The organism is Cellulophaga algicola DSM 14237 (assembly GCF_000186265.1).
In the GTDB taxonomy this organism is placed as follows: domain Bacteria; phylum Bacteroidota; class Bacteroidia; order Flavobacteriales; family Flavobacteriaceae; genus Cellulophaga; species Cellulophaga algicola.
In genome coordinates this window covers 4,406,538-4,430,847 of the sequence record NC_014934.1, presented here as the reverse complement: position 1 = coordinate 4,430,847, position 24,310 = coordinate 4,406,538, and the positions used below count along the sequence as shown (strand labels likewise).

The 24,310-nt window shown below is 34.4% G+C and carries 18 protein-coding genes; 7 read left to right on the top strand and 11 right to left on the bottom strand.

The annotated features are described in order from the left end of the window. Positions 1 to 102: 102 nt before the first annotated feature. Positions 103 to 897 carry a hypothetical protein gene (locus tag CELAL_RS19230; protein WP_013552560.1) on the top strand — a complete coding sequence of 265 codons (795 nt, stop codon included), beginning with the start codon at positions 103 to 105 and terminating at the stop codon, positions 895 to 897. Positions 898 to 935: 38 nt separating this feature from the next. On the opposite strand, the gene CELAL_RS19225 is transcribed toward CELAL_RS19230, so the two are convergent. Both CELAL_RS19225 and CELAL_RS19220 read right to left on the bottom strand, forming a co-directional pair. After that, positions 936 to 2,963: an NADPH-dependent 2,4-dienoyl-CoA reductase gene (locus CELAL_RS19225; protein ID WP_013552559.1), complete on the bottom strand. Its 2,028-nt coding sequence runs from the start codon at positions 2,961 to 2,963 to the stop codon at positions 936 to 938. A 358-nt stretch (positions 2,964 to 3,321) separates the two neighbouring features. Beyond that, positions 3,322 to 5,313, bottom strand: coding sequence for a toxin-antitoxin system YwqK family antitoxin (locus CELAL_RS19220; RefSeq protein WP_013552558.1), 1,992 nt, complete (start codon positions 5,311 to 5,313; stop codon positions 3,322 to 3,324). Between the two features lie 337 nt (positions 5,314 to 5,650). Between CELAL_RS19220 and CELAL_RS19215 the strand changes: the two genes are divergently transcribed. The 3 genes from CELAL_RS19215 to CELAL_RS19205 all read left to right on the top strand — a co-directional run bounded on the left by CELAL_RS19215 (position 5,651) and on the right by CELAL_RS19205 (position 8,663). Further along, the gene (locus CELAL_RS19215; RefSeq protein ID WP_013552557.1) at positions 5,651 to 6,289 is read left to right on the top strand and encodes a fasciclin domain-containing protein; all 639 of its coding nucleotides are present in this window, start codon (positions 5,651 to 5,653) and stop codon (positions 6,287 to 6,289) included. An 883-nt stretch (positions 6,290 to 7,172) separates the two neighbouring features. After that, positions 7,173 to 7,679 (top strand): peroxiredoxin-like family protein, encoded by a 507-nt coding sequence (locus tag CELAL_RS19210; protein WP_013552556.1) that lies wholly within the window; start codon positions 7,173 to 7,175, stop codon positions 7,677 to 7,679. Between the two features lie 366 nt (positions 7,680 to 8,045). Further along, complete coding sequence (locus tag CELAL_RS19205; RefSeq protein ID WP_148229714.1) at positions 8,046 to 8,663, top strand: hypothetical protein; 618 nt, start codon at positions 8,046 to 8,048, stop codon at positions 8,661 to 8,663. 1,382 nt (positions 8,664 to 10,045) lie between these two features. Here the strand turns inward: CELAL_RS19205 and CELAL_RS19200 are convergent. Beyond that, a complete protein-coding gene (locus CELAL_RS19200; RefSeq protein ID WP_013552554.1) occupies positions 10,046 to 11,734 on the bottom strand; it encodes a right-handed parallel beta-helix repeat-containing protein in 1,689 nt (562 codons plus the stop codon). Positions 11,735 to 12,036: 302 nt separating this feature from the next. Beyond that, positions 12,037 to 13,158, bottom strand: a complete 1,122-nt coding sequence (locus CELAL_RS19195) for a mechanosensitive ion channel family protein (protein ID WP_013552553.1) — start codon at positions 13,156 to 13,158, stop codon at positions 12,037 to 12,039. A 297-nt stretch (positions 13,159 to 13,455) separates the two neighbouring features. Here CELAL_RS19195 and CELAL_RS19190 point away from each other — a divergent pair, with 297 nt between their 5' ends. After that, entirely contained in the window at positions 13,456 to 13,932 is a 477-nt protein-coding gene (locus tag CELAL_RS19190) for a hypothetical protein (protein WP_013552552.1), read from the top strand. Positions 13,933 to 14,004: 72 nt separating this feature from the next. Here CELAL_RS19190 and CELAL_RS19185 read toward each other — a convergent pair whose 3' ends face one another. The 5 genes from CELAL_RS19185 to CELAL_RS19165 form a co-directional block, all read right to left on the bottom strand. After that, positions 14,005 to 14,481 (bottom strand): nucleoside deaminase, encoded by a 477-nt coding sequence (locus CELAL_RS19185; protein WP_013552551.1) that lies wholly within the window; start codon positions 14,479 to 14,481, stop codon positions 14,005 to 14,007. A gap of 89 nt (positions 14,482 to 14,570) precedes the next feature. Continuing rightward, positions 14,571 to 15,695: a glycerate kinase gene (locus CELAL_RS19180; protein WP_013552550.1), complete on the bottom strand. Its 1,125-nt coding sequence runs from the start codon at positions 15,693 to 15,695 to the stop codon at positions 14,571 to 14,573. A 10-nt stretch (positions 15,696 to 15,705) separates the two neighbouring features. Then, positions 15,706 to 17,310 (bottom strand): sodium:solute symporter, encoded by a 1,605-nt coding sequence (locus tag CELAL_RS19175; protein ID WP_013552549.1) that lies wholly within the window; start codon positions 17,308 to 17,310, stop codon positions 15,706 to 15,708. Between the two features lie 17 nt (positions 17,311 to 17,327). After that, complete coding sequence (locus tag CELAL_RS19170) at positions 17,328 to 18,632, bottom strand: MGH1-like glycoside hydrolase domain-containing protein (RefSeq protein ID WP_013552548.1); 1,305 nt, start codon at positions 18,630 to 18,632, stop codon at positions 17,328 to 17,330. A gap of 70 nt (positions 18,633 to 18,702) precedes the next feature. Beyond that, complete coding sequence (locus tag CELAL_RS19165; protein ID WP_013552547.1) at positions 18,703 to 21,297, bottom strand: TonB-dependent receptor; 2,595 nt, start codon at positions 21,295 to 21,297, stop codon at positions 18,703 to 18,705. Positions 21,298 to 21,486: 189 nt separating this feature from the next. Between CELAL_RS19165 and CELAL_RS19160 the strand changes: the two genes are divergently transcribed. Beyond that, positions 21,487 to 22,515 carry a LacI family DNA-binding transcriptional regulator gene (locus tag CELAL_RS19160; protein ID WP_013552546.1) on the top strand — a complete coding sequence of 343 codons (1,029 nt, stop codon included), beginning with the start codon at positions 21,487 to 21,489 and terminating at the stop codon, positions 22,513 to 22,515. Between the two features lie 380 nt (positions 22,516 to 22,895). On the opposite strand, the gene CELAL_RS19155 is transcribed toward CELAL_RS19160, so the two are convergent. Further along, the gene (locus CELAL_RS19155; protein ID WP_041557820.1) at positions 22,896 to 23,237 is read right to left on the bottom strand and encodes a hypothetical protein; all 342 of its coding nucleotides are present in this window, start codon (positions 23,235 to 23,237) and stop codon (positions 22,896 to 22,898) included. 165 nt (positions 23,238 to 23,402) lie between these two features. Here CELAL_RS19155 and hpf point away from each other — a divergent pair, with 165 nt between their 5' ends. Beyond that, entirely contained in the window at positions 23,403 to 23,708 is a 306-nt protein-coding gene (gene hpf, locus CELAL_RS19150) for a ribosome hibernation-promoting factor, HPF/YfiA family (protein ID WP_013552544.1), read from the top strand. A gap of 180 nt (positions 23,709 to 23,888) precedes the next feature. On the opposite strand, the gene CELAL_RS22230 is transcribed toward hpf, so the two are convergent. After that, on the bottom strand, positions 23,889 to 24,092 hold the full coding sequence (locus CELAL_RS22230) for a hypothetical protein (protein WP_148229713.1): 204 nt from the start codon (positions 24,090 to 24,092) through the stop codon (positions 23,889 to 23,891). Positions 24,093 to 24,310 lie beyond the last annotated feature (218 nt).

Sequence of the window (24,310 nt, the reverse complement as noted above, 5' to 3'; positions counted from 1 at the left end):
GGAAGGGTAGTAAACCAGCGTTTTTATATGGAATTCTTCATATAAAAAGAGTGTTCCCCCAATTTTTTTGTACTATAGCTGAACATTTAGCGCATTTTAGTAATGAAAAAATTAACTTTTATATTCAGCTTTATTATTTTAATAGGATATTGTACTACCCTACATGCTCAACAATCTATTGATGCTGGTGCTATAGATAATTATCTGACTTCCATTTATAAAAAGTTTAGTGATAACAGACATGACTATGGAGGTAACTATGGGGAAGCTAGAGATACTATTTTAATACGGTTTCAAAACACATTGGCTGAAACACTACGAAAAGAATCTTTTTTGAATGTTAAATACGATTCGTTATCAGAATACATGAGGATCATAGCATCAGAAGATGATAAACTAAAGATAATTTCATGGGACGAATTTAATGGGGGTACCTGGCATGTCTATAACTCCATGTATCAATACAAAGTAAATAATGAATTGGCTGTTGGATTCTTAACAACTAAAACCGATGATCAGTATAGTACAGATCATACAGAAGTTTACCATTATCAAATACAGCTCATCGACAAGGACAAATACCTAGCAAAAGCTTACGGTACACACGGTAGCGGTAAAGAATTTTACGTATTCAGATTATTAAGCTTTAGAGATGGAGTTTTAAAAGACTGCGATAGTTGCTTTAATGGCGATGATAAATTCATATACGAGATAAGTAGAGGACATGATGAGTTGATACCGCAATACAACTCAGAAACGAAAGAAATAGCATATCATGAGTTAGAAGAGAGCTATATTGATGGAGACTTAGATTCCCCGTCGGGCTTCATGAAGGCTACAGGCAAAATTCTAAAACTCAGGTACGAAAATGGTGCGTTTATACCTCTTGAAAAGTAATTCATTTTAAAATAGCGCCTCAACTTGTTTTAGCTGCATTAAATTTCAGCGGCTAATCTACACGCCTGATGTATGGCGCGTTTAGCATCTAATTCAGCAGCAACATCCGCACCACCTATGACATGTACTTTTATGCCTTTTGCTTGCAATGGTTCTAAAAGTTCTTTAAAGGGTACTTGTCCTGCACAGATAACCACAGTATCTACTTTTAGTATCTTTTGCGCATCATTTTGGGTATAGTGCAAACCTTCATCATCTATTTTTGTGTACTGTACCTCATTAATAAATTGCACATTTTTCTTTTTCAACGTAGACCGATGAATCCACCCTGTGGTTTTACCAAGATTTGCACCAAATTTACCTTTGCTACGCTTAAACATATAAATTTCTCTTGGCGATGGGTGCATTTCTGCCTGTATATTCTCAATACCGCTACGCGCTTCTAAAGTCTTATCAATTCCCCATTCTTTAAGCCAAGCATCAATATTTAACGCTGTACTTTCTCCTTCATGAGCTAAATATTCGGAGACATCAAAACCGATTCCGCCTGCCCCGATCACCGCAACGCGTTTGCCCACAGGTTTTTTCAATTTTAAAACATCTATATAATTCAGGACTTTTGGATGGTTTACACCCTCAATTTTCGGAGTTCTTGGTTGTATTCCGGTCGCTACAATAACTTCATCAAAATTGCCATTTTGCAAGTCTTCTGCAGTTACTCTAGTATTCAATTTTATCGTTACATTATGTAGCTCTAATTGTCTATTAAAATAGCGAATGGTTTCGTAGAATTCTTCTTTCCCGGGTATTTGCTTCGCTAGGTTAAATTGTCCGCCTGTTTCTTTTTCGGCATCGAAGAGTGTAACCTCATGTCCACGTTGTGCTGCGATGGTTGAGGCTGCCAAACCTGCCGGACCAGCACCTACCACGGCTATTCTTTTCTTTGTTTCTGTTGGGGTATACTTCAGTTCTGTTTCATGACATGCCCGCGGATTCACCAAACAACTAGCAACCTTACGTTGAAAAACATGATCTAAACAGGCTTGGTTACAACCAATGCAGGTATTTATCTCATCTGCTTTATTTGCCTCCGCCTTATTCACCCATTCTGGATCTGCTAAAAAAGGTCGCGCCATAGAAACCATATCGGCATGACCTTCTGCTAAAACTTGCTCCGCAGTTTCGGGCATATTTATTCTGTTAGAGGTAACTAACGGAATCGTTAATTCTTCTTTCATCTTTTTGGTCACCCAAGTAAATGCCGCTCTCGGTACCGATGTTGCAATGGTGGGTATGCGAGCTTCATGCCAGCCGATTCCCGTATTTATAATAGTAGCACCAGCTTTTTCTATTTCTTTACCTAAGGCAACCACTTCTTGCCACGAGCTTCCTTTTTCTACCAAATCTAACATGGATAAGCGATAGATAATAATAAACTCCTTCCCAACGGCTTCACGTGTTTGCTTTACGAGTTCAATGGGTAAACGCATTCGGTTTTCATAGCTACCGCCGTAAGTATCGGTACGTTTATTGGTTCTTTTTGCAATAAATTGATTTATTAAATAACCTTCAGAACCCATAATTTCTACACCATCATAACCCGCTAGTTTTGAAAGTTTAGCAGAAGTTACAAAATCACGAATGGTACGATTAATCCCAGATTGTTTGAGTTTAAAGGGTTTAAAAGGGGAGATGGGCGATTTTATAGCGGAAGGTGCTACTGCAAATGGATGATACCCATACCGGCCAGCATGTAGTATTTGCATACAAATTTTACCCCCTTCTTTATGAACGGCATCCGTAATGACCTTATGATGCTTTGCATGTTTTTTAGAACTCATTCGTGCAGAAAAAGGACCAGTCCAACCTTGTACGTTGGGTGCTATGCCGCCGGTAACGATTAAGCCGACTCCGCCTTTGGCGCGTTCGGCATAATACGTGGCTATTTTATCAATACCATTTTTTTCTTCTTCTAATCCGGTATGCATGGAACCCATTATAATTCGATTCTTAAGGGTGGTAAATCCTAAATCTAAAGGCTCAAAAATATGGGGGTACTTGGTCATGATCGCTTCTATTTTGGTTGCATTTTGTTATGCACGCATAATAGTTAAATATACGTTTTAATATTCAGAATGGCACTACACCTATTTATGGCGTATTCATTTGGTCTTACAAGCTTTATAGTCGGTTTTGAACAAACGCAGTATCTTTCTCTGTTCTATTTAATCAATAGTTATAGGTGGTTATCGCTTTTTTTATTCTAGAAATGCACTCACATATTTTTCATCCTCGATAAACACGTCATCGGTTATGCTCCTTATAATGTTCATATGGAGCATTTCAATTACTTCTAAAGAAGTGGTATTGGCTTGCTCGTGAAGTACTTAATAGTTTAAAGCGCTATTTATTTATGGAGTGTGGTTACAGGCCGTCTTTGAAATCTTTTTCTGTATCAATGCTTCCATCTTTATGATAAGAACTCCATACCCCAATTTTAATACTCGTGTATCTTCCAAATAAATCTGGCTTATCTATGTATTGATAAGTTCCTTTTACTTTTAAAGCTCCATTCTCATAATATGATTTCCAAATGCCAATAGGTTGATTATTTTTATATTCACCTATAGATTCAAGGGTACCATCTTTATAGTATGATTTCCACACACCAGTATTTAAAAATGTCAAATCAGATAATTCAGCTACTCTTTTAGAAGTTTGCGAGGTATCTACCACTACCATTCCTTGAGCAAATAGTGCTCCACTCGCATAAGTTACGGTTCTTTCTAAGGTGTATGGTTCCTTCTGTTTATCAACTATAAAACCTTTATCCTTAATTTTTAATTCTTTTTCGTTGTATTGAAATCGCTCTAAATAGGTCGTGTCATTTCTCATTTTTAGCGCATACTTAATCCGCTTTTTATCGTCATAAGCAATAAGTCCAATTTTCTTTTCATTTTTAAACTCTCTTTCAAAAGTTAAAATACCATACTTGTACATTTTTTCAGCGACTAGAGTGCCATCAAAATATTTTTTTTCGGAAGATAGGGTACCATGATCATAATCATTCAGGTATCCTTCCCCTGAAAAGTCGGTTTCTCCACCACAAGAATAGTCGGCCACATTACTCCCTTTTCTAGATAGTGTTCCATCGTCCTCATAATACGAAGCAAATTCTTGGTTTATAATCTTATGGTCAGCGAGGTAGGTAAGGCTGCAAACCGTATTACCCATTTTATCTCGTGTCACCCAAACACCAAACTTAGCTCCATTCTTAAAAACACCTTGGTTTTTGATTTGGTTTTTTTTGTAATTATAATAGGAGGTATAAGGCCCATTTTTATAATAACCACTTTGGTCTTGAGTTAATGTGGTTACAGATTTTATAGTAAAATAAGCACCATGATCATAATAGTCCATTTCCTCACAAGTAGCACTGTCTCCAGTATATGTACATTTTTTAAGTAAGTTAGGGTTATGACCCCCATAGTCTTCCCAAGCACCAGTTTTTTTACCATGTATATAGCTTCCCTTAGTGGTTAAGCTACCATCATATTTATAGCGCACATACGCACCATTTCGTTTGCCGTTTTCGTCAATAGTTTCTTCTTCATTTAACTGACCATTGCTATGATACGTCTTCTGCACTCCATTTTTTTTTCCTTCCTTATAGTTAAGTTCTAATTGTGGTACACCATCAGTATAAAAATGACGCTCCAAACCGTCTTTTTTACCATTTTGATAACGTAAGTCTTTAGTTAGTACTTTTCCATTATAATATTTCTTTTCTTGGCGTATATAATTGTTGTGTTCATCAGCATATGTTTTTACTTCAGAGGTTAGTTTGTTTTTATAAAAGCTTTTATCAATAGTCGTAGTACCATAAGTAATGGTCTCCCGATCTTTGAGATCTTCCTCATCATAGACCACTGTAGTTTCAACCATCCCTAGCGTTGCATCCTCTTTAGTCTCTTTTTTATATTTAAAAGTTTCTTCTAATTCGCCCTCATAAAAGCTCATAACTACATTTACAATCCCTAAATCTGGATCCTTGAATTTTTTCTTAATTTTATAATCAGTATCTAGCTCACCCTCATCATATTCCTGCTCAATACGCACTAATCCAAAAGTTGGATCGTTATATTCCGCCTTTATTCGTATCTCCCCGGTTAATTCCCCCTCATTATTATACTCTCCAACAACATTCATATTCCCGTATATAGGGTCTTCAAGGGTGGTGTTTTTTTCAAAGTACGCGTAGCTAATAGTGTCGGTATAATATTCATATACGGTTACTAATGTTACTTCTCCTAAGGTAGGGTGTTGTGTTATTTCTCTAGTTTCTTTTTGAGCATGAAGTAGTGTACAGCAGCATAAAAATATAATAAGTATGTAGATAGTTTTAGGAAATAGCATTACAGTCAATTTATTTTTTTAGGGTGATAAGCGAATGATTTCAAAAGTAGAACTAATTATTTCTAATTATATTCTCTGTATTCGGAATAAATGGGATTTTCTTCGAAATTTGTTATGTCTCATCTACACCTGATAATTATGTTTTCAGTAAGGAAGGAATTTTATAAAATAAAAGAAGCTTTTATTTATCGTTTATAAGCGTTAGTATCTTTCGCATTTGAGCTAATGAACCGCGAATAGTGCCTATATATTTGACTTAAGGCAATAAATGTTTAAAGCATTTGAAATTATGTGTAAAAACTATTTGCTAAAAGTATAAATAAATAACACTAGACTTATGATTTTAAAAAAGAGAGTATTCTTGTTAGGAGCTATGGTTGCTGTACTAAGTTTTACTGCATGCAAAGATGAAAAGAAAATAGAAGCAGAAAAAGCTAAGGTAGAAGAGCAAGCTGCAACATTAAAAGCAGAACAAGAGGCAGAAGCCAAAAAAATAAAAGAAGAAGCACGTTCGAAAGAAATTAGAGCTACGAGTATTGCAGCACTAGCGAGTAATAATGAAGATTTATCTACATTAGTAAGTGCATTGAAGGCCGCAAATTTAGTAGAAATGATGTCTACCAAAGGCAGTTATACTGTTTTTGCTCCTAATAATAATGCCTTTCAGAAACTACCAAGTAAACTTTCTATTGCAGAATTAGCAAAAGAGGAGAATAAAGCCTTATTGACTAGTATCTTACAATACCACGTAGTTTCTGGCGAAATTACTACCGATAAGTTAGTAAAAGCGATTGCAGGAGCCAAAGGGAACTATAGTTTTAAAACAATGAGTGGGAAGGAATTAACGGCTAGTATGAAAAAAGATCAGATAATTATTACAGATGAGAAGAATAATAAAGTTAATATTCTGACAGGAAATATTAAAGCTTTAAACGGAATCATCCATGTGGTAAGTGATGTTCTCATTATGAAATAAGAATAGGTAATCTGTTTAATTTATAAGGTTCAGTGTCGCAAGATGCTGAACTTTTTTGGTTTAGAATTTAAGATATGAAACTATAAAAGCAATTGCACGTTTACTAGCGGCTATTTTTTTCCGAAAATGGCAAATAGGCTATTCGACGCCTTAGAATTCTTATAAAATATGGGGCATGGACTGGTTAAAATTTTGAAGACCTTTTTCTGAATTTTAATCTAATCTAGAAGCATTAGGAGGTATTTCACCTAAGAGCGATTTATAGCGAGCTTGGTTTCAACTTTATAAGAACTAATGCCTATAAACAGGTTCTTTAACTCGAACTCCAGCTAATGGCAAAACCAAAAATTCAAAAATGTACGATACTATTTCGGGTCTGCCCGCCGAAGCATTTTGCGTTGGAGGCTTATGTGCACTTTGCTTTGGGTACGGCATAAAAATACAAGGCCTTGTAGCCTTTTTGAAGTAGGAGCAAGGTTGTGTGTCGGCTTTACAAGTGTTATCTCCTTTACTTTTTAAGTACTAAAAAATTTTTCTATAAGGATGAAGTATTACTTGTTATGCGCCCGACAATAGGCATGAAGTGGGAATGGGTATGGAATGGAAAACTATCTTCTAGTTATCAATACTAAAAGATGCTAAAATTTCTTCATAATTTTTAGCTAATAGAATACCTATTTTTTAAAAGTACCACTATAGTACCAAAATTTCAACCACCTTAAATAAGAGAATACTAAAATTACGGTGGTGTTTTTAAACACGGGTAGCCAATGAGTTGAAGACTAAAGCTTTAGTTGTTTGAAGCAATAATTTATACATATGTGTCAACCCTAGTTCATTTTTACGACTAAATTATCTTCAAATTAAATATAATAATAGAAACATGATAAAACCGAGACAAAAAGCACCCGAGTTAGCAATTAAATTAGTGAATGATACCACCTGGAAATTGAGTGATCAATCACCTGAAAATTTTACCATGATATTGTTTTACAGGGGTAAACATTGCCCTGTATGTAAATCGCAGTTAGAAGAGTTACAGAAAAAATTAGATAAGTTTATACAACGTGGCGTTTCTGTAATAGCCATTAGTACAGACACAGCCGAAGTTGCTAAAGCCACGCATGACGAATGGGACATTTCAGATATTCCATTGGGTTATGGTTTATCTATTGAAGAAGCCAGAGCATGGGGTTTATTCATTTCTGAAGGTATAAACAACGAGCCTAAACATTTTACCGAACCTGGATTGTTTTTGTTAACTCCAGAACAAACCGTGTATTGGGAATCTATACAGTCTATGCCATTTGGCAGACCTGGTTTTAACGACGTTTTAGGTGGTATCGACTATATCTTAAAAGCAGATTATCCTGCTAGAGGAGAAGCATAGTTTTCTTCATTAAGAGCCAAAAATACTAAAAAGTTGATGTACCCATGAAGATCATCAACTTTTTAGTTTATGCTAACTAACGATTTGAAAGAATGAGTAATTTCTAATTGAACGTACGATTATATACCATTAAAAAGATAAAAAAAAACAAGGTTACGAAATGCTGTAAATTGTTACTTGTTAAAATTTTGTACCTTCGAAAGGTTAATAAAATTTATTAAAAAGCCTTTTAATTATGGTTCTTTATTATATAGTTCAAACATTCTTTCTAATTTTATTATGGTAAAATCACAGGATTATTTACAATCCGATATTAAAAAAAAATTTAGGTTCTCAGAAAATTATAGCACAAAGCCAGCATATTTTATGATGCTTTTTTTATGTGTTGTAACCTACGGATACAGTCAACAGACGTTTGATGCTGCTAATAATGAATATGACGTTTTGCAAGAAAGAATAAAAAAGAAAGATACCTTAATACATTATATCACAAAACATTATGAGTGTTCTCAAGTATTATCAGGAAGAATTGATTATTACTATGAGGCAGACAAGCTTATATTAATTAATCATTTATATAAACAAGGGCTTGCAAACCTTTGGACTTCAGAAGATTATTTCATCATAGATGATACCCTAAAAATAAAAACTCTAATTACTGAAGAAACAATTCACCTTAATACGGAGTATAAAAAAGATGAAAAAGGAACATCATCTCTAAGTGTAGAAAAGGTAATTGAAGTTGTTGAACAAAGAATGTTTTTTGACAGTAATTCTACTAGTATATGTTTTTCAAGAAAGCATGCAAAAAATGGACTCGATTGGGATGCAGCTTATTTTAATTCTTTAGCGTTAAAAGAAAGTAATTGCATAGAAGATGATGACGAAATACGCGATAAATACAAACTACTCAGAAAGGCTGAAAAGAAGTTAAAAATAGGTTATTCTTATAGAAATCAGCAATGTATTTTTTATATGTGGTAAATGAATATTTTGCCAATCAAGATTTTTATAAAAAAATCAAAAAAATCTATCTAATTATTTAGTCTGACTTATTTTTTTCACGCTAATAGTTAGCCGTTTTGTCAACACATTAAACTTTTACATAAATACTGACGATATAGACCTGAAGGCCTATAGTTTTAACTATGCAAAATAGAACTGATAAAGTTTTATTCGCCGTTTAACCCATTCCCAGCCACACCAGTCTCGCCGCCAATCTAAAAAGTCTACTAGACTTTCTAGATTGTCACGTGTACAATAATGTTCTGCGCCTGCCTGCCGAAGTTTTTTTTACGTAGGTGGGTTATGTAACCTGAGCTTTGGTACGGCATAAAAATACAAGTTCTGATAGACCTATTATTTTTTGAGCGGGTTGGTGCGCTGGCAAAGTTGTTACTACAGTTTCTTGCAAATTTTTCTTCTAAAAGTTCATAAAACACTTATTATTGGAGCCGTGGATAGGAGAGTAGTGGAATGGCTAGAGAACTATTAATTTAATATTTTATTTGCTTTTATAATTGCTTTCTTTAAGTGGTAATCCAAGAGAATCTCGTAAATTTTTTATAACGTACATTTTATCATACCTGTCTGCCGACAGGCAGGTACGCGATTTTTAATACAGCCCAAAAAGTTTAGCTTTTATTTTGGCGTTGGCAAGCGTTAGAAGTTATTCACAAATTTTGTAGTTCTGAAGTTTCGTGAGAATCGCATATTTAAATTTATAGGAGCTATTTTACAGAATATTCAATTTTTATGACAAGAGAAGTCACTTGAATATTATAAATTATATAGAAACAAGAACATTTATCTCAATAAAACGGCTGTTACATAATTGCGGACGTTATAGTCCTAACGGCCGATAACTGCAACTATGTAAAATAGAACTGAAAAAGTTCTATTCGCCGTTTTACAAGTTATGTCAATTTGTACTATAATTTATATTATGTAAAATAGAAAATATAGGAACTCCTCTCTCAATTGAATCAAACTCAACTAAATTATCACCTGTTCTAGCTTCATCTATAAAACTTATAAGTCCAACGCTTCATCTCGCCGTTATTTAAAATCATCCACAGGATAATCTCAAATACCCGCGTATGTAAAATACGGCAGAAATTTCAGAAATTAAGTATTTCTGAAATTTTGAGCGAGCTGTTGCGGTGGCATTGTTCGCTTTAATATTTGGTTCTGCATCCATTGCTTCATTTCTGCTATATTTGAAATCATCCTTAAGTGAATCTCAAATACACAAGTATTCTGATTCGGTAAAACAAAAAAACTCACGTAGCTAAAAAACAAGTGTCTTTACGTACGTGAGTAGAAATTTTAAATAGTAAGCTATAGCAGCTTAGAAGCTTTATTGTTTAGTTGGTATAAGCTCCCATATTCCATGCGCCAGTAGTTGGTCTAGCTACTTGGTTGATATCAACTTTTATGTTAAGTCCGTATAAAGATTCAAAATGATCATATACATCCAATGTTAACTCACTTGGAGTTAATCCCGCAGCTACGGCAGTACTCGCTGTTTGCAAAGAGAAATCATTAGCATTTGCAGCTACAAATAATGGAGCGTCACTAATGCAACCTTCTCCTTTATCAAATGCAGCTTGAAAACTTTCTAGATCATGAGTAACACCATTACTCCAGGTAATTTTAGCTTCAGCATCAAAATGGTTATTTCTAAGTGTAGATAGTGTTCCAGTTTGGTAACTATCTTCTAACATAACATCAAAATCTCGTGTATTAGAAAATACATTGTTTTCAATGATCATGGTAGAGTTATAATAGCCATTGGCAACTGCGATATCACTATTTACAATAGTATTATTAATGATGTATCTTGGTGTAGCACCATTGTTTATTTCTATTCCTAAACCTTTGGTAGCACCATTATGTGCCGTACCGTCTATGGAGGCATCATGTATAAAGTTACCAATTATAAAAACACTTTTACCATTGGTACCTGCACCACCATTATCACTAGCACCACGAATACCTGTGTTAGCATTATAAATTTCATTATAAAGAATCCAAACACGATCTGGAGCATATTGAAAACCAATTCCTTTAGCGGGAGACCATGGGGTATCTATAATATCATGAATTACATTTTCACTGATGATAATATCTAAAGCATATTTTATTCCAATCCCAGCTTGAGCAATATTGAATATGTGATTTCTTCCAATGTAAATATGATGTGTTGAAGTTTGTTTCTCTAAATTACTAGCTTCTACTTGAAGTCCAGCTCCAGAATCACTAAACTCGTTATCTATTACCCACATATTACTAGTATATGATTGTATAGAACAACCACGAGCATCAATATCTACATCTGAATCAAGTGGTCCGATACCGTGTGCTTTATTGTTATATATAATAATATCGCTAGCAGGTTCTTCTTTTAAGCCCACTGTATTTATTAAAACACCACCGGTAACATCATGTTCGCCTTTCATTTCACTATTTCTAACCAAGATGTGATCTACTTGAAACCCTAATTTATACGAGCCCAATTGTACTCTCCCACCAGAATGAAAATAAAAACCATCTAAATACACATAACTACCAGATATAAGTAACTGTTTATCTGTAATCTCCGCTTTATTTTCAGTATCACTAACTACCCATACAGGTCCGCTTACTCCAGCTACCCATGCTTCACCAGTTCCTTCACCTTCAAGCTTAATATAATTTTGCACATAATGATAATCGCCAGCAACAACTACCAATGATCCTGCAGGAACAGGATACGGAATTGTTTTACGCGGCGTACTTGGTGTTCCGTACGTATTATCAGTATCAGAGCCCACGGCATATTCTACAAAATAATAACCAATTTGCTCGGTATCCCAAGTAGTAGGTCTTTCTGGGCTAGCTATATCTGGAGAAATCCACGCATCAGGAATACCTATAGGAGCAACATAATCTCCTGGTTGAGCGTTAGGCAAATCTCCCACTAATAAATTATCCATATCGCCCTTGCTACTACAACTAGTTGCACTAATGCATAACAAACCTATACAGCTTATTTTAAATAAAAACTTTTTCATATTCCTTTTTGGTATTTAGGTGGATTTTGTGTTACCTATTTAAACTAGCGATTCTGTATTTTATTGCAGCTAAGGGTCAAATGATTTTTTTTTGTAAGATATTTCTTATCGCATCTAGTTATGAGCCTAACTTGCTTTAGTAGAATGTTTTATGGGAAAAGTAGTAGTTTCTAGAAGATATAGATGCTAAACGAATTAGAAATGTTTTAAGGTATGCAAAATGAGGTCCTACACTAGTATCTTTAATATAGGTGATGACAATAAGTTTTAGCATATTTTGAAGTTCATTATCGCAATTTTCACTAAGAATCTTTCGGCTTTAATTGTTCTTTTAATTCCGCTAACTGACTTTCTTTAAAAACCATAGTACGGTGTGGAAACGGAATTTCGATACCTTTTGCGTCAAATTCTTTCTTAATGCTTTCCAATAAATCGCATTTCATGACAAATGATGATGGATAATCTTTTGCCCAGGTCCATGCTCTAAGCGTAACTTCAGACTCATTAAGACCGATGACGCGCACCAATACTTTAGGATCTCCGTTTTTTATATCTAAAGGATTTCTATTATCAATAATACTGGGATGTTGGGTACACTGCTCGCGCATAATCTCTTTAGCGGTATCAATATTACTATCATAAGAAATACCAATCTCTATCCATTGGCAGCATTTACGATCGCCTAAATCATAATTGATAAGCTTCTCCTTATTGATGATGGAGTTTGGAACCACAATCATCTTATTTTCAAAATTTCGGATTACCGTATGGCGTAAAGTAATATCTATCACCGTACCCACCATGTCATCAGAAATACGTACAATATCAAATATTTTAAAAGGCTTAAAGGTGATAATAAACACACCGCCCACTAAATTAGCTAAGGCTTCTTGAGAGGCTACCCCAGCAATAACGGCAATAACCCCTGCCCCACCCAAAGCTGTTTGTGCCAAGCCACGTAAGGAAGGGAAGGCCATGACCGCAAAAAGAACACCTAAGAAATAGACCCCAAATACGGCCAGATTTCGTAAAAATTTATAACTGGTAGGATCGCTCTTTTCTTCTACACGTTTTGCAATGACATGGGAAAAAAGCATCTGTACTACAGAGACCCCAATAATGGTAAGAATAAGCACTAAGCCTAAATAGAAAATAAGCCAAAAATCTTTCTGTACCCGTTGGTAATATTGTTCATTGATAAACACAAATATCAAGGAAATTAACCCTAAAACAACCCATAAGGTTTTAAGAATACGACGCAATAAATCTAGCGTGCTAGCTTCTTGATTGGGAAATTTAGCCTGTAATTTATTCTTCAACCATTTATGAAAGTAATTGGTTAAAACAAGTAGTAGAGCTACTATTCCGATAGTAGCTAGAATGTGGTAAATAGCCTTTAAATTTTCTTGAATAAAATCGTTCATTCGGGTAACGTATTACGGTTTTTTAAAGATGTTTTACTGTTCTATACCTCAAATTTACAGTTTGTTACTCATATTAAGATACTCTTAGCGATAAGAATTAACTTACAGGAACTAAAAAGGAGGTATAACTTTATTTAAAGTTGGAAAAAATAATGGGGTGAAATAGCTTTTTAACGTTAAAAATAAACCTGTTAACGTTGAATAATCGCATCGTAAAAGAATTGCATAATTCGCAAAAAAAATATGATTCCCTTTATATACATTTGTGCGATTAATAACACTAAATTTTAACTAATTATGAACTTGAAAAAAATCTCCCTACTATTGTTTTTAGCTGCAGCGTTTACTTTTATGAGCTGTTCAACAGAAGATACTGAAACTACAGAAGTAGCATTGCGCACCAAAGTATATACTTTAGATTCTGCCGATAATGCCGCAATTTCTGGAACCGCTACATTTACAGAAAAAGAGGACGGAACTACAACAATTTTATTAAGCTTAACCAATTCTAATAATGATATTCACCCAGCATTTATTTATTTAGATGATGTTTCTTCTACAGGAGCGGTAGCGATTACTTTAGCGCCTATTGAATGTAATTGTGAAGAAAGTACTACAGAAGTTTCTATGTTAGACAATGGTACTCCTATTACTTTTAGTGAATTATTATTTTTTGATGGAAACATTAGAGTACACCAAAGTGCTAGTGACTTAGAAACAGTTATTGCGGAAGGGAACGTTGGTATCAATGCGATCAACGAAGAAGCTAAATAAGTATAAAATACCCTATATATAAAAGCCTCGAAGATTTATCTTCGAGGCTTTTTTACTAAATACTAATTTAAATTAGTATTCTTTTTTATCTTGCTTAGCATCCCAAGCATTAAATACTTCTAAGGCATCTTTACGTGCTAATTGCACAAACTTAATTTGACGCCCGTCAATATCTTTATCAATCTCATCATAAATAAACTGATCATCAAATTGTATGGCAGCAGCATCTTCACGGTTACAACCAAAATAAACCATCTTAGGCCTGGTCCAGTAAATAGCGCCTAAGCACATAGGGCATGGTTCACAGGACGTATATATAGTACAATCTGTAAGTTCAAAATTATTTAGTTTTTTACAGGCTTCACGAATAGCCACGACCTCAGCATGTGCTGTAGGATCATTGGTAGACGTAACTCTATTATATCCTTCTGCGATAATTTCGTCGTCTTTTACCACTACGGCTCCAAAAGGTCCGCCAGCATTAGCATTCATACCTTCTTCGGCAAGTGCTATAGCTCTTTTCATGAAAAACTCATCTCTTTCTGTCATTCTTCTTCAAATTTAAAATGCGGGCAAAATTCGGCAATATTTATAGAAATCCGAATAATAAACCCACATTTTATGAACAAAACATTATTTTAACTAATACAACGGGCAAAATTATAAGCCGCAAAAACCAAATTATCAGTACTCGTTGCCATAGCTTCTTCTATAGTGGTAATTTCTTTTAAGATAGCTGTAGTATAGGTGATGCCCAATGCTTCTTGTGCTGCTATAGATAAATCTACAACTCCGCACAAAGCGGCAACTTTTATTTTTTCTTTATGCGCAGCGGTCAATACCCCTTGTATTGTTTTTCCTGATAATGATTGAAGGTCCAGTTTCCCCTCTCCCGTAATAATCCAATCAGCATCTTTTATTTGAGTATCAAAATCTGCCAATTCTTTTATTAGCTCGATGCCTGATGCAAGTGTGCCGTTTAAAAATACAGAAACCCCTACGCCCATTCCTCCCGCGGCACCACCACCTTGAATGGATTGTACCTCTATAGCATACATAGAATTAACCACACGGGCAAACTGTTGCAGTCCAAGATCTAGCGCTACTATCTGCTTCTCGTTTGCTCCTTTCTGGGCAGCATAAATATAGGCAGCTCCATCTTTTCCGTACAGTGGATTAGTAACATCGCACGCAACCTTTACCTTTAATTTCTTTAAATTTTTAGCTACTTTATCGGTACCAATATGGTCAATATAGATCAAATTAGCACCAATGGGTTTCAGTAGTTGCTTATTGACATCAAAAAACTCAAAGCCTAAAGCGGTTAACATGCCTATTCCAGCATCATTAGTAGCGCTACCTCCAATACCTAAAATTAAGTGTTCTGCTCCCCTACTCACACAATCTGCAATTAGTTCTCCTGTACCATAGCTACTGGCATTCATACAATCAAAATCATCAGCATCTAATAATTTTAAGCCAGAAGCTTCTGCCATTTCTATAAAGGCAGTTTTGGTTTCATCAGAATATAAATACGAGGCTTCTACCTGTTTAAAATGCGGATTATTTACGGATACGGTAACCATGGTACCGTGAATGTAATTTTTAATAACATCAACAGTACCATCGCCGCCATCGGCTAAAGGAATTTTTATAATATCCGCTTGCGGAAATACTTTTAGGAGTCCCTCTTCTACAGCATCGCAAAATTCAATACCAGTTAGAGAGCCTTTAAATTTATCGGGTGCAATTACAAATTTCATCGAATGTATTTTAACTTAAAATAGCAGGTAAGGAGGTGCTTATTAATACAATTACGCAAAAATAAACGACTAAGATAGCGAGTTCTTTTCTACTAGGATCGTAGACCACTTCTAGCCCTTCTTTTGGTTTAGCCTTCACAATATAACTAACGCTTAATGCAACGATAATTGTAACTAAACAACCTAATGCATTCCACCAGAACCAGAATATTTGGGGAACATACAGCCATAAGTACATATTAAAAAGGACACCAGATATGATCCCAATATTAGCCCCTAAAGCATGTGTTTTTTTAGTAGCAATTGCCAAAATAAATACCGCCAGTATAGGTCCGTAAAAAACAGAACTAATTTTATTAATAACCTCAATTACGGTACCCTCAATACTCCCCGCAAAAAAAGCAAAGAATAAACATACTAAGCCCCAAAAAATAGATAAGTATCTAGAGTAGCTGATGTATTTTTTGTCTTCAATATTGGGTTTAAAACGCTTTACAATATCTTCCATAGTCACCGCAGAAAGTGAATTTACAGTAGAACTTAAGCTAGACATTGCTGCAGACATAATAGCGACTATTAAAATACCAATAACTCCGTTAGGCAAGTATTTTATAATAAATACAGGGACCATTAAATCTGCCCTTTTACCTTCTAAAGAGCCAATATTTGCATTATAAACAGTATCAATCATTTCTTGATAACTAACATCTTGCACTAAAAGTGTTCCAAGCACCAATCCCATAATACAATAGGTTAAGGTAAAAGGGAACCGCAGTAAACCATTGGCTAATAGTAACTTTTTTAACGAAGGCATATCTTTAGAAGACAATAAACGTTGGGATTGCGTTTGGTCTGTTCCGTAGTAAGAGGCATATAAAAAGAAACCTCCTAAGACCATAGGCCAAAAACCAAATTCATCATTCCCATCGGCATTATTAAAACCCCATTTACTAAAATCTACTGCTTGAATACGGTCTGGATCTACTTTCGTTAAGAAATTATCTACGCCACCCAACTCACTAAAACCGTAAAACAAACAAATAATGATTCCGAAAAAGAGAATGGTCATCTGAATCACATCGCCCCAAATGACCGCTTTCATTCCGCCTTGAAACGAATAGATCATGGTAATAATACCAATTAACAGCACAGAAACAACAAAATCTAATTGGATGGTCGCCTGTAATATCAGCGCCATGGCATAGACCATAACTCCAGTGGCTACCGACCTACTAATCTGAAAAACAACACTAATTAAGAGTCTGGAAGAAGAATCAAAACGTTTTTCTAAGTACTCGTAAACACTGACTATACCAGATTTATATAAGGTAGGTAAGAGAACGATTAATAAAAAGGCCATAGCCAATGGCACCCCAAATTCATAGGTAAGCCATTGCATACCTCCCCCCTGTTTTAAACCTACAAAAGCGGGAGCAGAAATAAAACTAACTGCTGATAATTGTGTTGCCATTGTGGATAAACTCAAAGGAAACCACCCCATAGATTTACCGCCTAAAAAGTAATCTCCGGAAGTTTTATTCTCTTTAAAAAAGAAGCCCATAGCTAAAAAAGCTAAGAGATATACTATTATAATAATATAATCTAGATAGTTCATAGTTGGTTGGTTTTTATTTATTTAAGCATATCGATGAGCAAGGCAGCACTCCATGAAAAGTTGTTACCTCCATAACCGATCTTTTCGGTATCTCCAACTTTTTTAATAGGATTAAAATACTCAAAAAAGCCATTCTTTTCTATCAATGCTATAGAATCTTCTTTTACACGCTGTGCAATATCATTAAAACCATATCTTTTTAAACCATTGTAGAGTATCCAATTCATATTTATCCAAACGGGACCTCTCCAGTATTTTTTGGGATCAAAACGATCACTCTGTGGATCAAAAGAAGCACATAAATATAATTCTTCATCGCCAAATTTTCCCATCATAGTCTGTATTAAAAGGTCTGCTCTCTCTTGATTAGGAATTCCTCCATATAAAGCAGAAAAGGAAGAAGAAGTAACAAAACGGATAGGAGCATCTTTTCTCAAATCATAATGTACGTAAGCATTCAGTTTATCATCCCATAATTTTTCATTAAAGCCTTTGATACTCTTTTCTTGCCATTTTTCTAATTGCACTACTTTTCCTGTATCTCCTAATAATCGGTATAAATGAATAAGCGATTCGTTAGACTTTATAAGCATGGCATTAAATAAAGGATCTAAAACAAGGAAGGGCGAATGTTCTGCAATTTTAGCATCGTCATAATGATACTCTTTTGCAATTTCTATAATATTTAAGTAATGATCATATTCGCGCTTTGTTGGTCGTTGTGACGCATCTACATGAGTTGTATCCCTGCGTTCAAAGGTGTAGTCTGGCGGATTCATAGTTTTCCAAATATCATCCCAAATAGGAGAATTATCAGTGCCTGATTCCCAGTTGTGATAGATAAAAACAAGTCCTTCATTGTTCACATCTCTATGCGTATAGAAATACGCGTGATTGTCATATACGTTATCTATTTGAGTAGCGATATAGTTCAAAATATCTTCTTTATCTTCTGCAATTCGATACATTTCGTCAAGAACAAAACCAGTAACTGGAGGTTGAGTCATTCCTGTAGATTTGTATTTTTTTGAAGCAAGCGGACTCAAATCTGAGCGGTGTACGTTTGCCCCAGGAAAGTAGGTGTCACTCTCATTATGAAAAATGATATGTGGAATAAATCCATTTTGCCATTGCGCATCCAATAAGGTCGCAATTTCAGTTTTTGCCTTCTCCATATCATAATGTGCTTGCCCGATAGCAATAAAACCACTATCCCACTTCCATTGAAAAGGATATAAGCCTTTACAAGGTATCGTAAAACCACCTTCTTGGAAGTTTTCTTCTAATATGCTTATGGCCTGTTTGATTAAATGTTCTTTCATAAATAAAAAAATTAAAACACATTGGAAGCTCTCAGGAACCAATGTGTTTGGTCTATACTAAATATTTAACTTAAAAAGTAAATGTCGCGTTTAAGAAGACACGTGTTGGTAAAATTGGTCTACCTACAAAATATGCTTCTTCTGTTTGCGTATTATTCAATCGAGGAGAACCTTCTGTAATTCCTTCAGAATTAAATAGGTTGTATACTTGTGCACCAAGTCTAACACTACCTCCATCTTCGTCTGTTTTGAAGGTATATCCTAGATTTAAGTTGGCAATACTAATAGCATCTAACTCAATTGTATTGGAATCATTTGTATATTTTTTACCGGTATAGTTGTAATTAAAACCAGCATCTAAAACCGCATTGTCATAATCGATACCAATAGCATTTATAAAGTTTGGCTGTCTAGAAATTTTATTCCCTTCAAATTGTGGATTTGCAGTAGATTTAGTGATTTCATGACTTTGTATAGTTAGCGAACCGTTTAAACTAAAATCTTGAACAAATCTCCAGTTGTAGGTGCCTTCAAAACCAAAAGTCTTTGTGTCTTGTGTATCTACGTCTTCAATAAAACCGCCACCAGGCGCATTGATAAAGTTCACTACTCTACGGTCGTTAAGATTTATAGCATAGAATGCGCCAGTACCTGAGAAGTTATTTTTACCATATTTAACACCTGCTTCACCTTGTATGATTTTTTCAGTATCATAACTACTAGGATTACCGAAACCATCAAATTTTGTACCTCTTAATTCAGGAAAGAAATAACCTCTAGAGAAGTTACCATACGCGCTAAAAGCGTCGCTTACTTTATATAAACCAGCTAAAGCAACTGCAAAATCATCTGCAGAAACATGCCCTCTTGTCCAGCTGCCATTACCCCAAGTAACATTGTCTAAATTAGCAATTCCAGTATTATCTACAGCATAAGATGTTGATCCTTCAGATTCAATATCTCCAGAAGCACGTTCATAACGTACACCAAAATCCAAATTCCATCTGTCCAATTTAATTTCATCTGCCAAGAACAAAGCAATTTTATTACTAGAAATATTTCTGTTGGTATACGCAGTACCTCTATTGGTAACCCCATTAATAGAGTATCCAGAAAGTTCTACTAAATCTGGTCTGTTGTTATATTCTCCAAGATAATTTGTGATGACATTAAAATCTCCTGCGGAAGATCTAGAAATAAAAGTACCTCCAGTGATGGTATGATCGCCAGCAGTTCTTGTTAATTTAATATCTGCCATGGTCTCAGACAAAGGTCTGGTTCTGTCTAAAATTCTGTTTTCAAATAATAAAGCATTAGCAGCTAAAGGCTGTCCGTTTAAATAGGTGAAATCTCCACCGGTTAAACCTCTTGCGGCTAAATATTCTGTTTGAGTTTCTACAACATTAGCACCGCTAACACCACTACCATCTAAAAATAAATTAAATTGGTGAGCATATTTTGAGTAGCGCAACTTGGCATCCATTTTTAAATTATCAGAAAAATTATGCTTGAAATGCGTTAGGAAAAATCCGCCTTTTGTAGCAACTCCATCTTCAATAGGAGATTCATACACCCCATCTGGTGTTCGGTACGAAATGTTTGATGCAGCGGCTGTTTGTAAGGTATAAATCGTATTTCCATCATTACCAGTAGGACGGTCACGAGAACCACCTTCTAAAGGATAAGGTAAAAAGAACTGTACTTTATCGTCTATAAATTGACCAGAAAAAGTAATAGAACCATTTTTAGTCACCTGTTTAAGGTTCCCTCTTAATTGAAACCCTTCTGTAGGCAATCCTGTTTTAATAGGTCCGTCATCATAACGATAGAAACCAGAAAGCGCGTAAAAGGTATTAGAATCTTCGCCACCTAAAGGGCCACTAGTCACAAAATCTGCCTTGTAGCGAGAGTTTGTAGCCACTTCTGTACGAATTGTTGTTTTCTGATTTACACCACCTGTGATGCTGTTGTAGTTAATAATACCAGCGACAGATCCTACTCCGTATAATATAGAAGAACCCCCACGTACAAATTCTAAGTTTTTAATACCGATATCATTTCTAAAATAAACATCATGTGCAGAAGAGTTAAGTCCGAATGTGCTTAACACCGGCATACCATCAATTTGTAATGGCGTATACTGATATTGACCTCCAGAAGGGAGTCCTCTCACAAAAACGTTAGAGGCAACTTCACCACCACCACCTTCAGCAGTAATTCCAGGAACACCGATTAAAATATCAGCTTGACTGCTTGTGTTTGCTTTAGCTAATTGTTTAGCACCTAAAGAAGTAACAGATAAAGGAGATTCTTTTTGCGATCTTGTAGTAGATGTCGCTGTCAATAAAATTTCATCTAATTGTTCTCCACTTTCTATCATTACAATGTCTACTTGTACTGTTCCTCCATTTAATGTTACTTGTTTTTCAACAACTCCATACCCAATGTAGGTAACACGAATAGTTTGTGTTCCAGTTAAACCTGAGTTTAAACTGTAATTTCCGTCAAAATCGGAAATAGTTCCTGCAGTTGTGCCTTTGATAATAATGTTGGCACCTGCAACGGGTATTCCTGAATCATCATTGACCACACCTTTAATTTCTGTTTGTGCGGATACGCTCGAAAATCCAAGAATGCAAACGAATGCAAAAATTAAATTCTTCATAATTTGTCGTTTAGTTAATAAAAGTTTTTGAGTTAATTATTTAAATACAGGTTAAATTTATATTGATATTATAATTTTTAAGTGCAAAATTTACAAATTTCTTATGCAAACGTTTGCGGGAACGATTGCAATGTGTTAAATTTATTGGGGGAGTCATAAATTACTCTTAAAATATAAAAAAGAGAGGACATGGAAAAGAAGACTACGGTTACCTTAAAAGATCTAGCAAGGAAGTTAAGTATCTCTGTTTCAACAGTGTCAAGAGCCTTAAATAATCATCCAGATATCAGTGATCTTACCATTAGTAGGGTAAAAGAATTGGCTGAAAAATTAAATTATGTGCCTAATTTGTTTGCTAAAGGTTTTAGAACTCATAGAACGAATATTATAGGAGTGATTGTACCTAATATTTCTCACTTGTACACGTCTACCCTACTCAAAGGGATATTGGAAGAGGCCGAACTCAATGGATATCGGGTGATAATTTCAGAATCTAACAATGAAGAGAATAAACAAACTGAAATGTTGCAAACCATGTTGCAATTTGGTGCAGATGGTATTTTATTATCTTTAGCTAAAAAAACAAAATCTATCCATCAGGTATTGGAAACCTTACAGCGAATTCCCTTAGTATTGTTTGATAAAGTCTCAGAAAAAGTACCTTGTACTCAGATTGTAATAAATGAGGAAGAAGCGGCTTTCAATGCTGTAGAACATTTAATTGGTTTAGGAAAAAAAAGAATTGCCATCCTTAAAGAAACAGAGAATTCCTTCAATTCTGAAAAACGCTTTGAAGGCTATAAAAGAGCTTTAAAAACGTATGGTATTCCTTTCAATCCAAAATTAGTACAGAGTACGGAAGATATTTCATTAAATAATGGCAAGCGACTTACGAATGTTTTATTGAGTCAGAAAGTAAGACCAGATGCTATTTTTGCAATTACAGACAATGCCGCTATTGGCGCTATTAAAGCATTGCATAAATTTAATGTAAAAATCCCAGAAGAAGTTGCGGTGGTAGGATTTAGTAATTCAATAAATTCAACGATAATACAACCAGAGCTTTCTACTGTAGACCAACCAGGAGAACGTATTGGTCGAATTGCAGCTAAGTCTTTAATAGAAGAAATTAACCTTCCTAATAAAGAATTGGTATCTAAAACTATTGAGATTAAGACAAATTTAATTGTACGGGATTCCTCTTTTAAAGCGCTTTAACCTTATATAATTATGATTTGTGAGGAGGTCTGCTATACCAAATGGATGTTTTTTCCCATTTGGCATTCTCTAAAATTGATAAGTAGGGGTTGTTGGTATCGCCTTTTACCTTCAAGAAATTACAATCAGTTATTCAATTAATCGTTTCTATAGAATTTCCCTTACCTAATAATAGTCTATGACAAGAGCATATATACCACTTGTTGTTATTGAAAACGTCCAATCTAAGATAATGCAACTATTTTCCGCAATGGGTTTGTCCAGCGCTTAATTCTTAGGAATGTTTGCAATATTTTTAGTATTGACACCTCCTAAAATCAAGCATCTAGAAATTAAATTAATCAAGTGGCGGAATAGCATTTGTACATCAAAAAAGAAACTTAATGCTGTTGTGCCCTTGTATAATAAGCATGAAATTCTGATTGCAATGTAATAAATTCCTGCAGTTGAATTTTGATCCGATCAACTTGATTTTCTAAGAGATCTTTTCGTTCTTTAACTGAGTAAATTATTTCTTGATTTGTTTTTTTTAAACGATGCATCTGTTGTTTTAACAAACTCTTCCGTTCAAATAAATCTTCCGTTTTTGGCTCGCAAGTGTAACTGTTGAGTTTTACGTCTAATTGATCTAATTCTTTTGAATACCGCTCTAATTTGATTAAATAATTGCGTTTATCCAAAAAATCTTTTGGCTGTGCTACATTAATTTTTGATTCTTTCATGTCCTCGTGTTTAAATCCACTATTAATGTACGAAAAATACTTCAAACTAAAAATGATTTAATATAGTATTAATGCATATTTAACAATTACTTTAAGGAAAAAATGTGGTATCTTTAAGTATCAGAAAAGAGTTAGTATTAGTATCAATTTAAATAAAGTATATATATGAATATCAATTTTGAATATAACGACGTAAAAGCAAGTGAAAGATTGGAAATTTTCGCAGGTAAGAAACTTACAAAGCTTTTTGATAAACATGATAATATTATTCGTGCAGATGTTTTTTTGAAAAAGGAAAATACCTCTACTCCAGATACAGGGTTAATTTGTAATATTAAATTAAGTATTCCTGGTCCAGTATTATTTGCAGAATCTAGCAATGGAAGTTTTGAAGCATCAATAGCATCATCTGTAGATGAATTAGAACGTCAACTTCAAAAAAGAAAAGATAAAATGAGTAGGGTTAAATAGTACCTATTTGTTATTCCTAGAAAGAAAGCCTTAAAACATAAATGTTTTAAGGCTTTCTTTGTTTTTTAGAGGAAAGGATCAATTGCCATTACCTTAATTTTGGTTTGGACCAGACCAATTTAAGCTACTCGTTTTAAGAACTTTGCAATGTAGCTACTAGTGAGTTAAAATTAGTTACGTTTAAATTCTACCATGTTTGTACAATTTAACTCGAACAGAAACACGACAATCTCTTCTTCTTCTTCTTCTTCTTCTTCTTATTCTTCTTCTGCTAGTGTAGTTTTTGCTGGTGCTATTTTTTTCTTGAGCAATAAGTTGATAAAATACTACAGAAAAGAACAGGATAATCACCCAGAAAGAATAATATTTTTTTTTATTTTTCATAGCAGAGTTGCTGTATTGCAAAAAAAAACAAAGTTTTGGTGTTTTGTAAATTTGAATTGAGTCTTACATTGTATGTTAGGTGTCTAATTTTTCTGCTATATATTGGAGTTAATAAATACACTCAATAACCATTAAAATCGATTGAATTAATTATTTTTTAATTCTGATACTTATTATTATCAAATCATGATTACTTTTACTTTTTAAAATGCATTCAT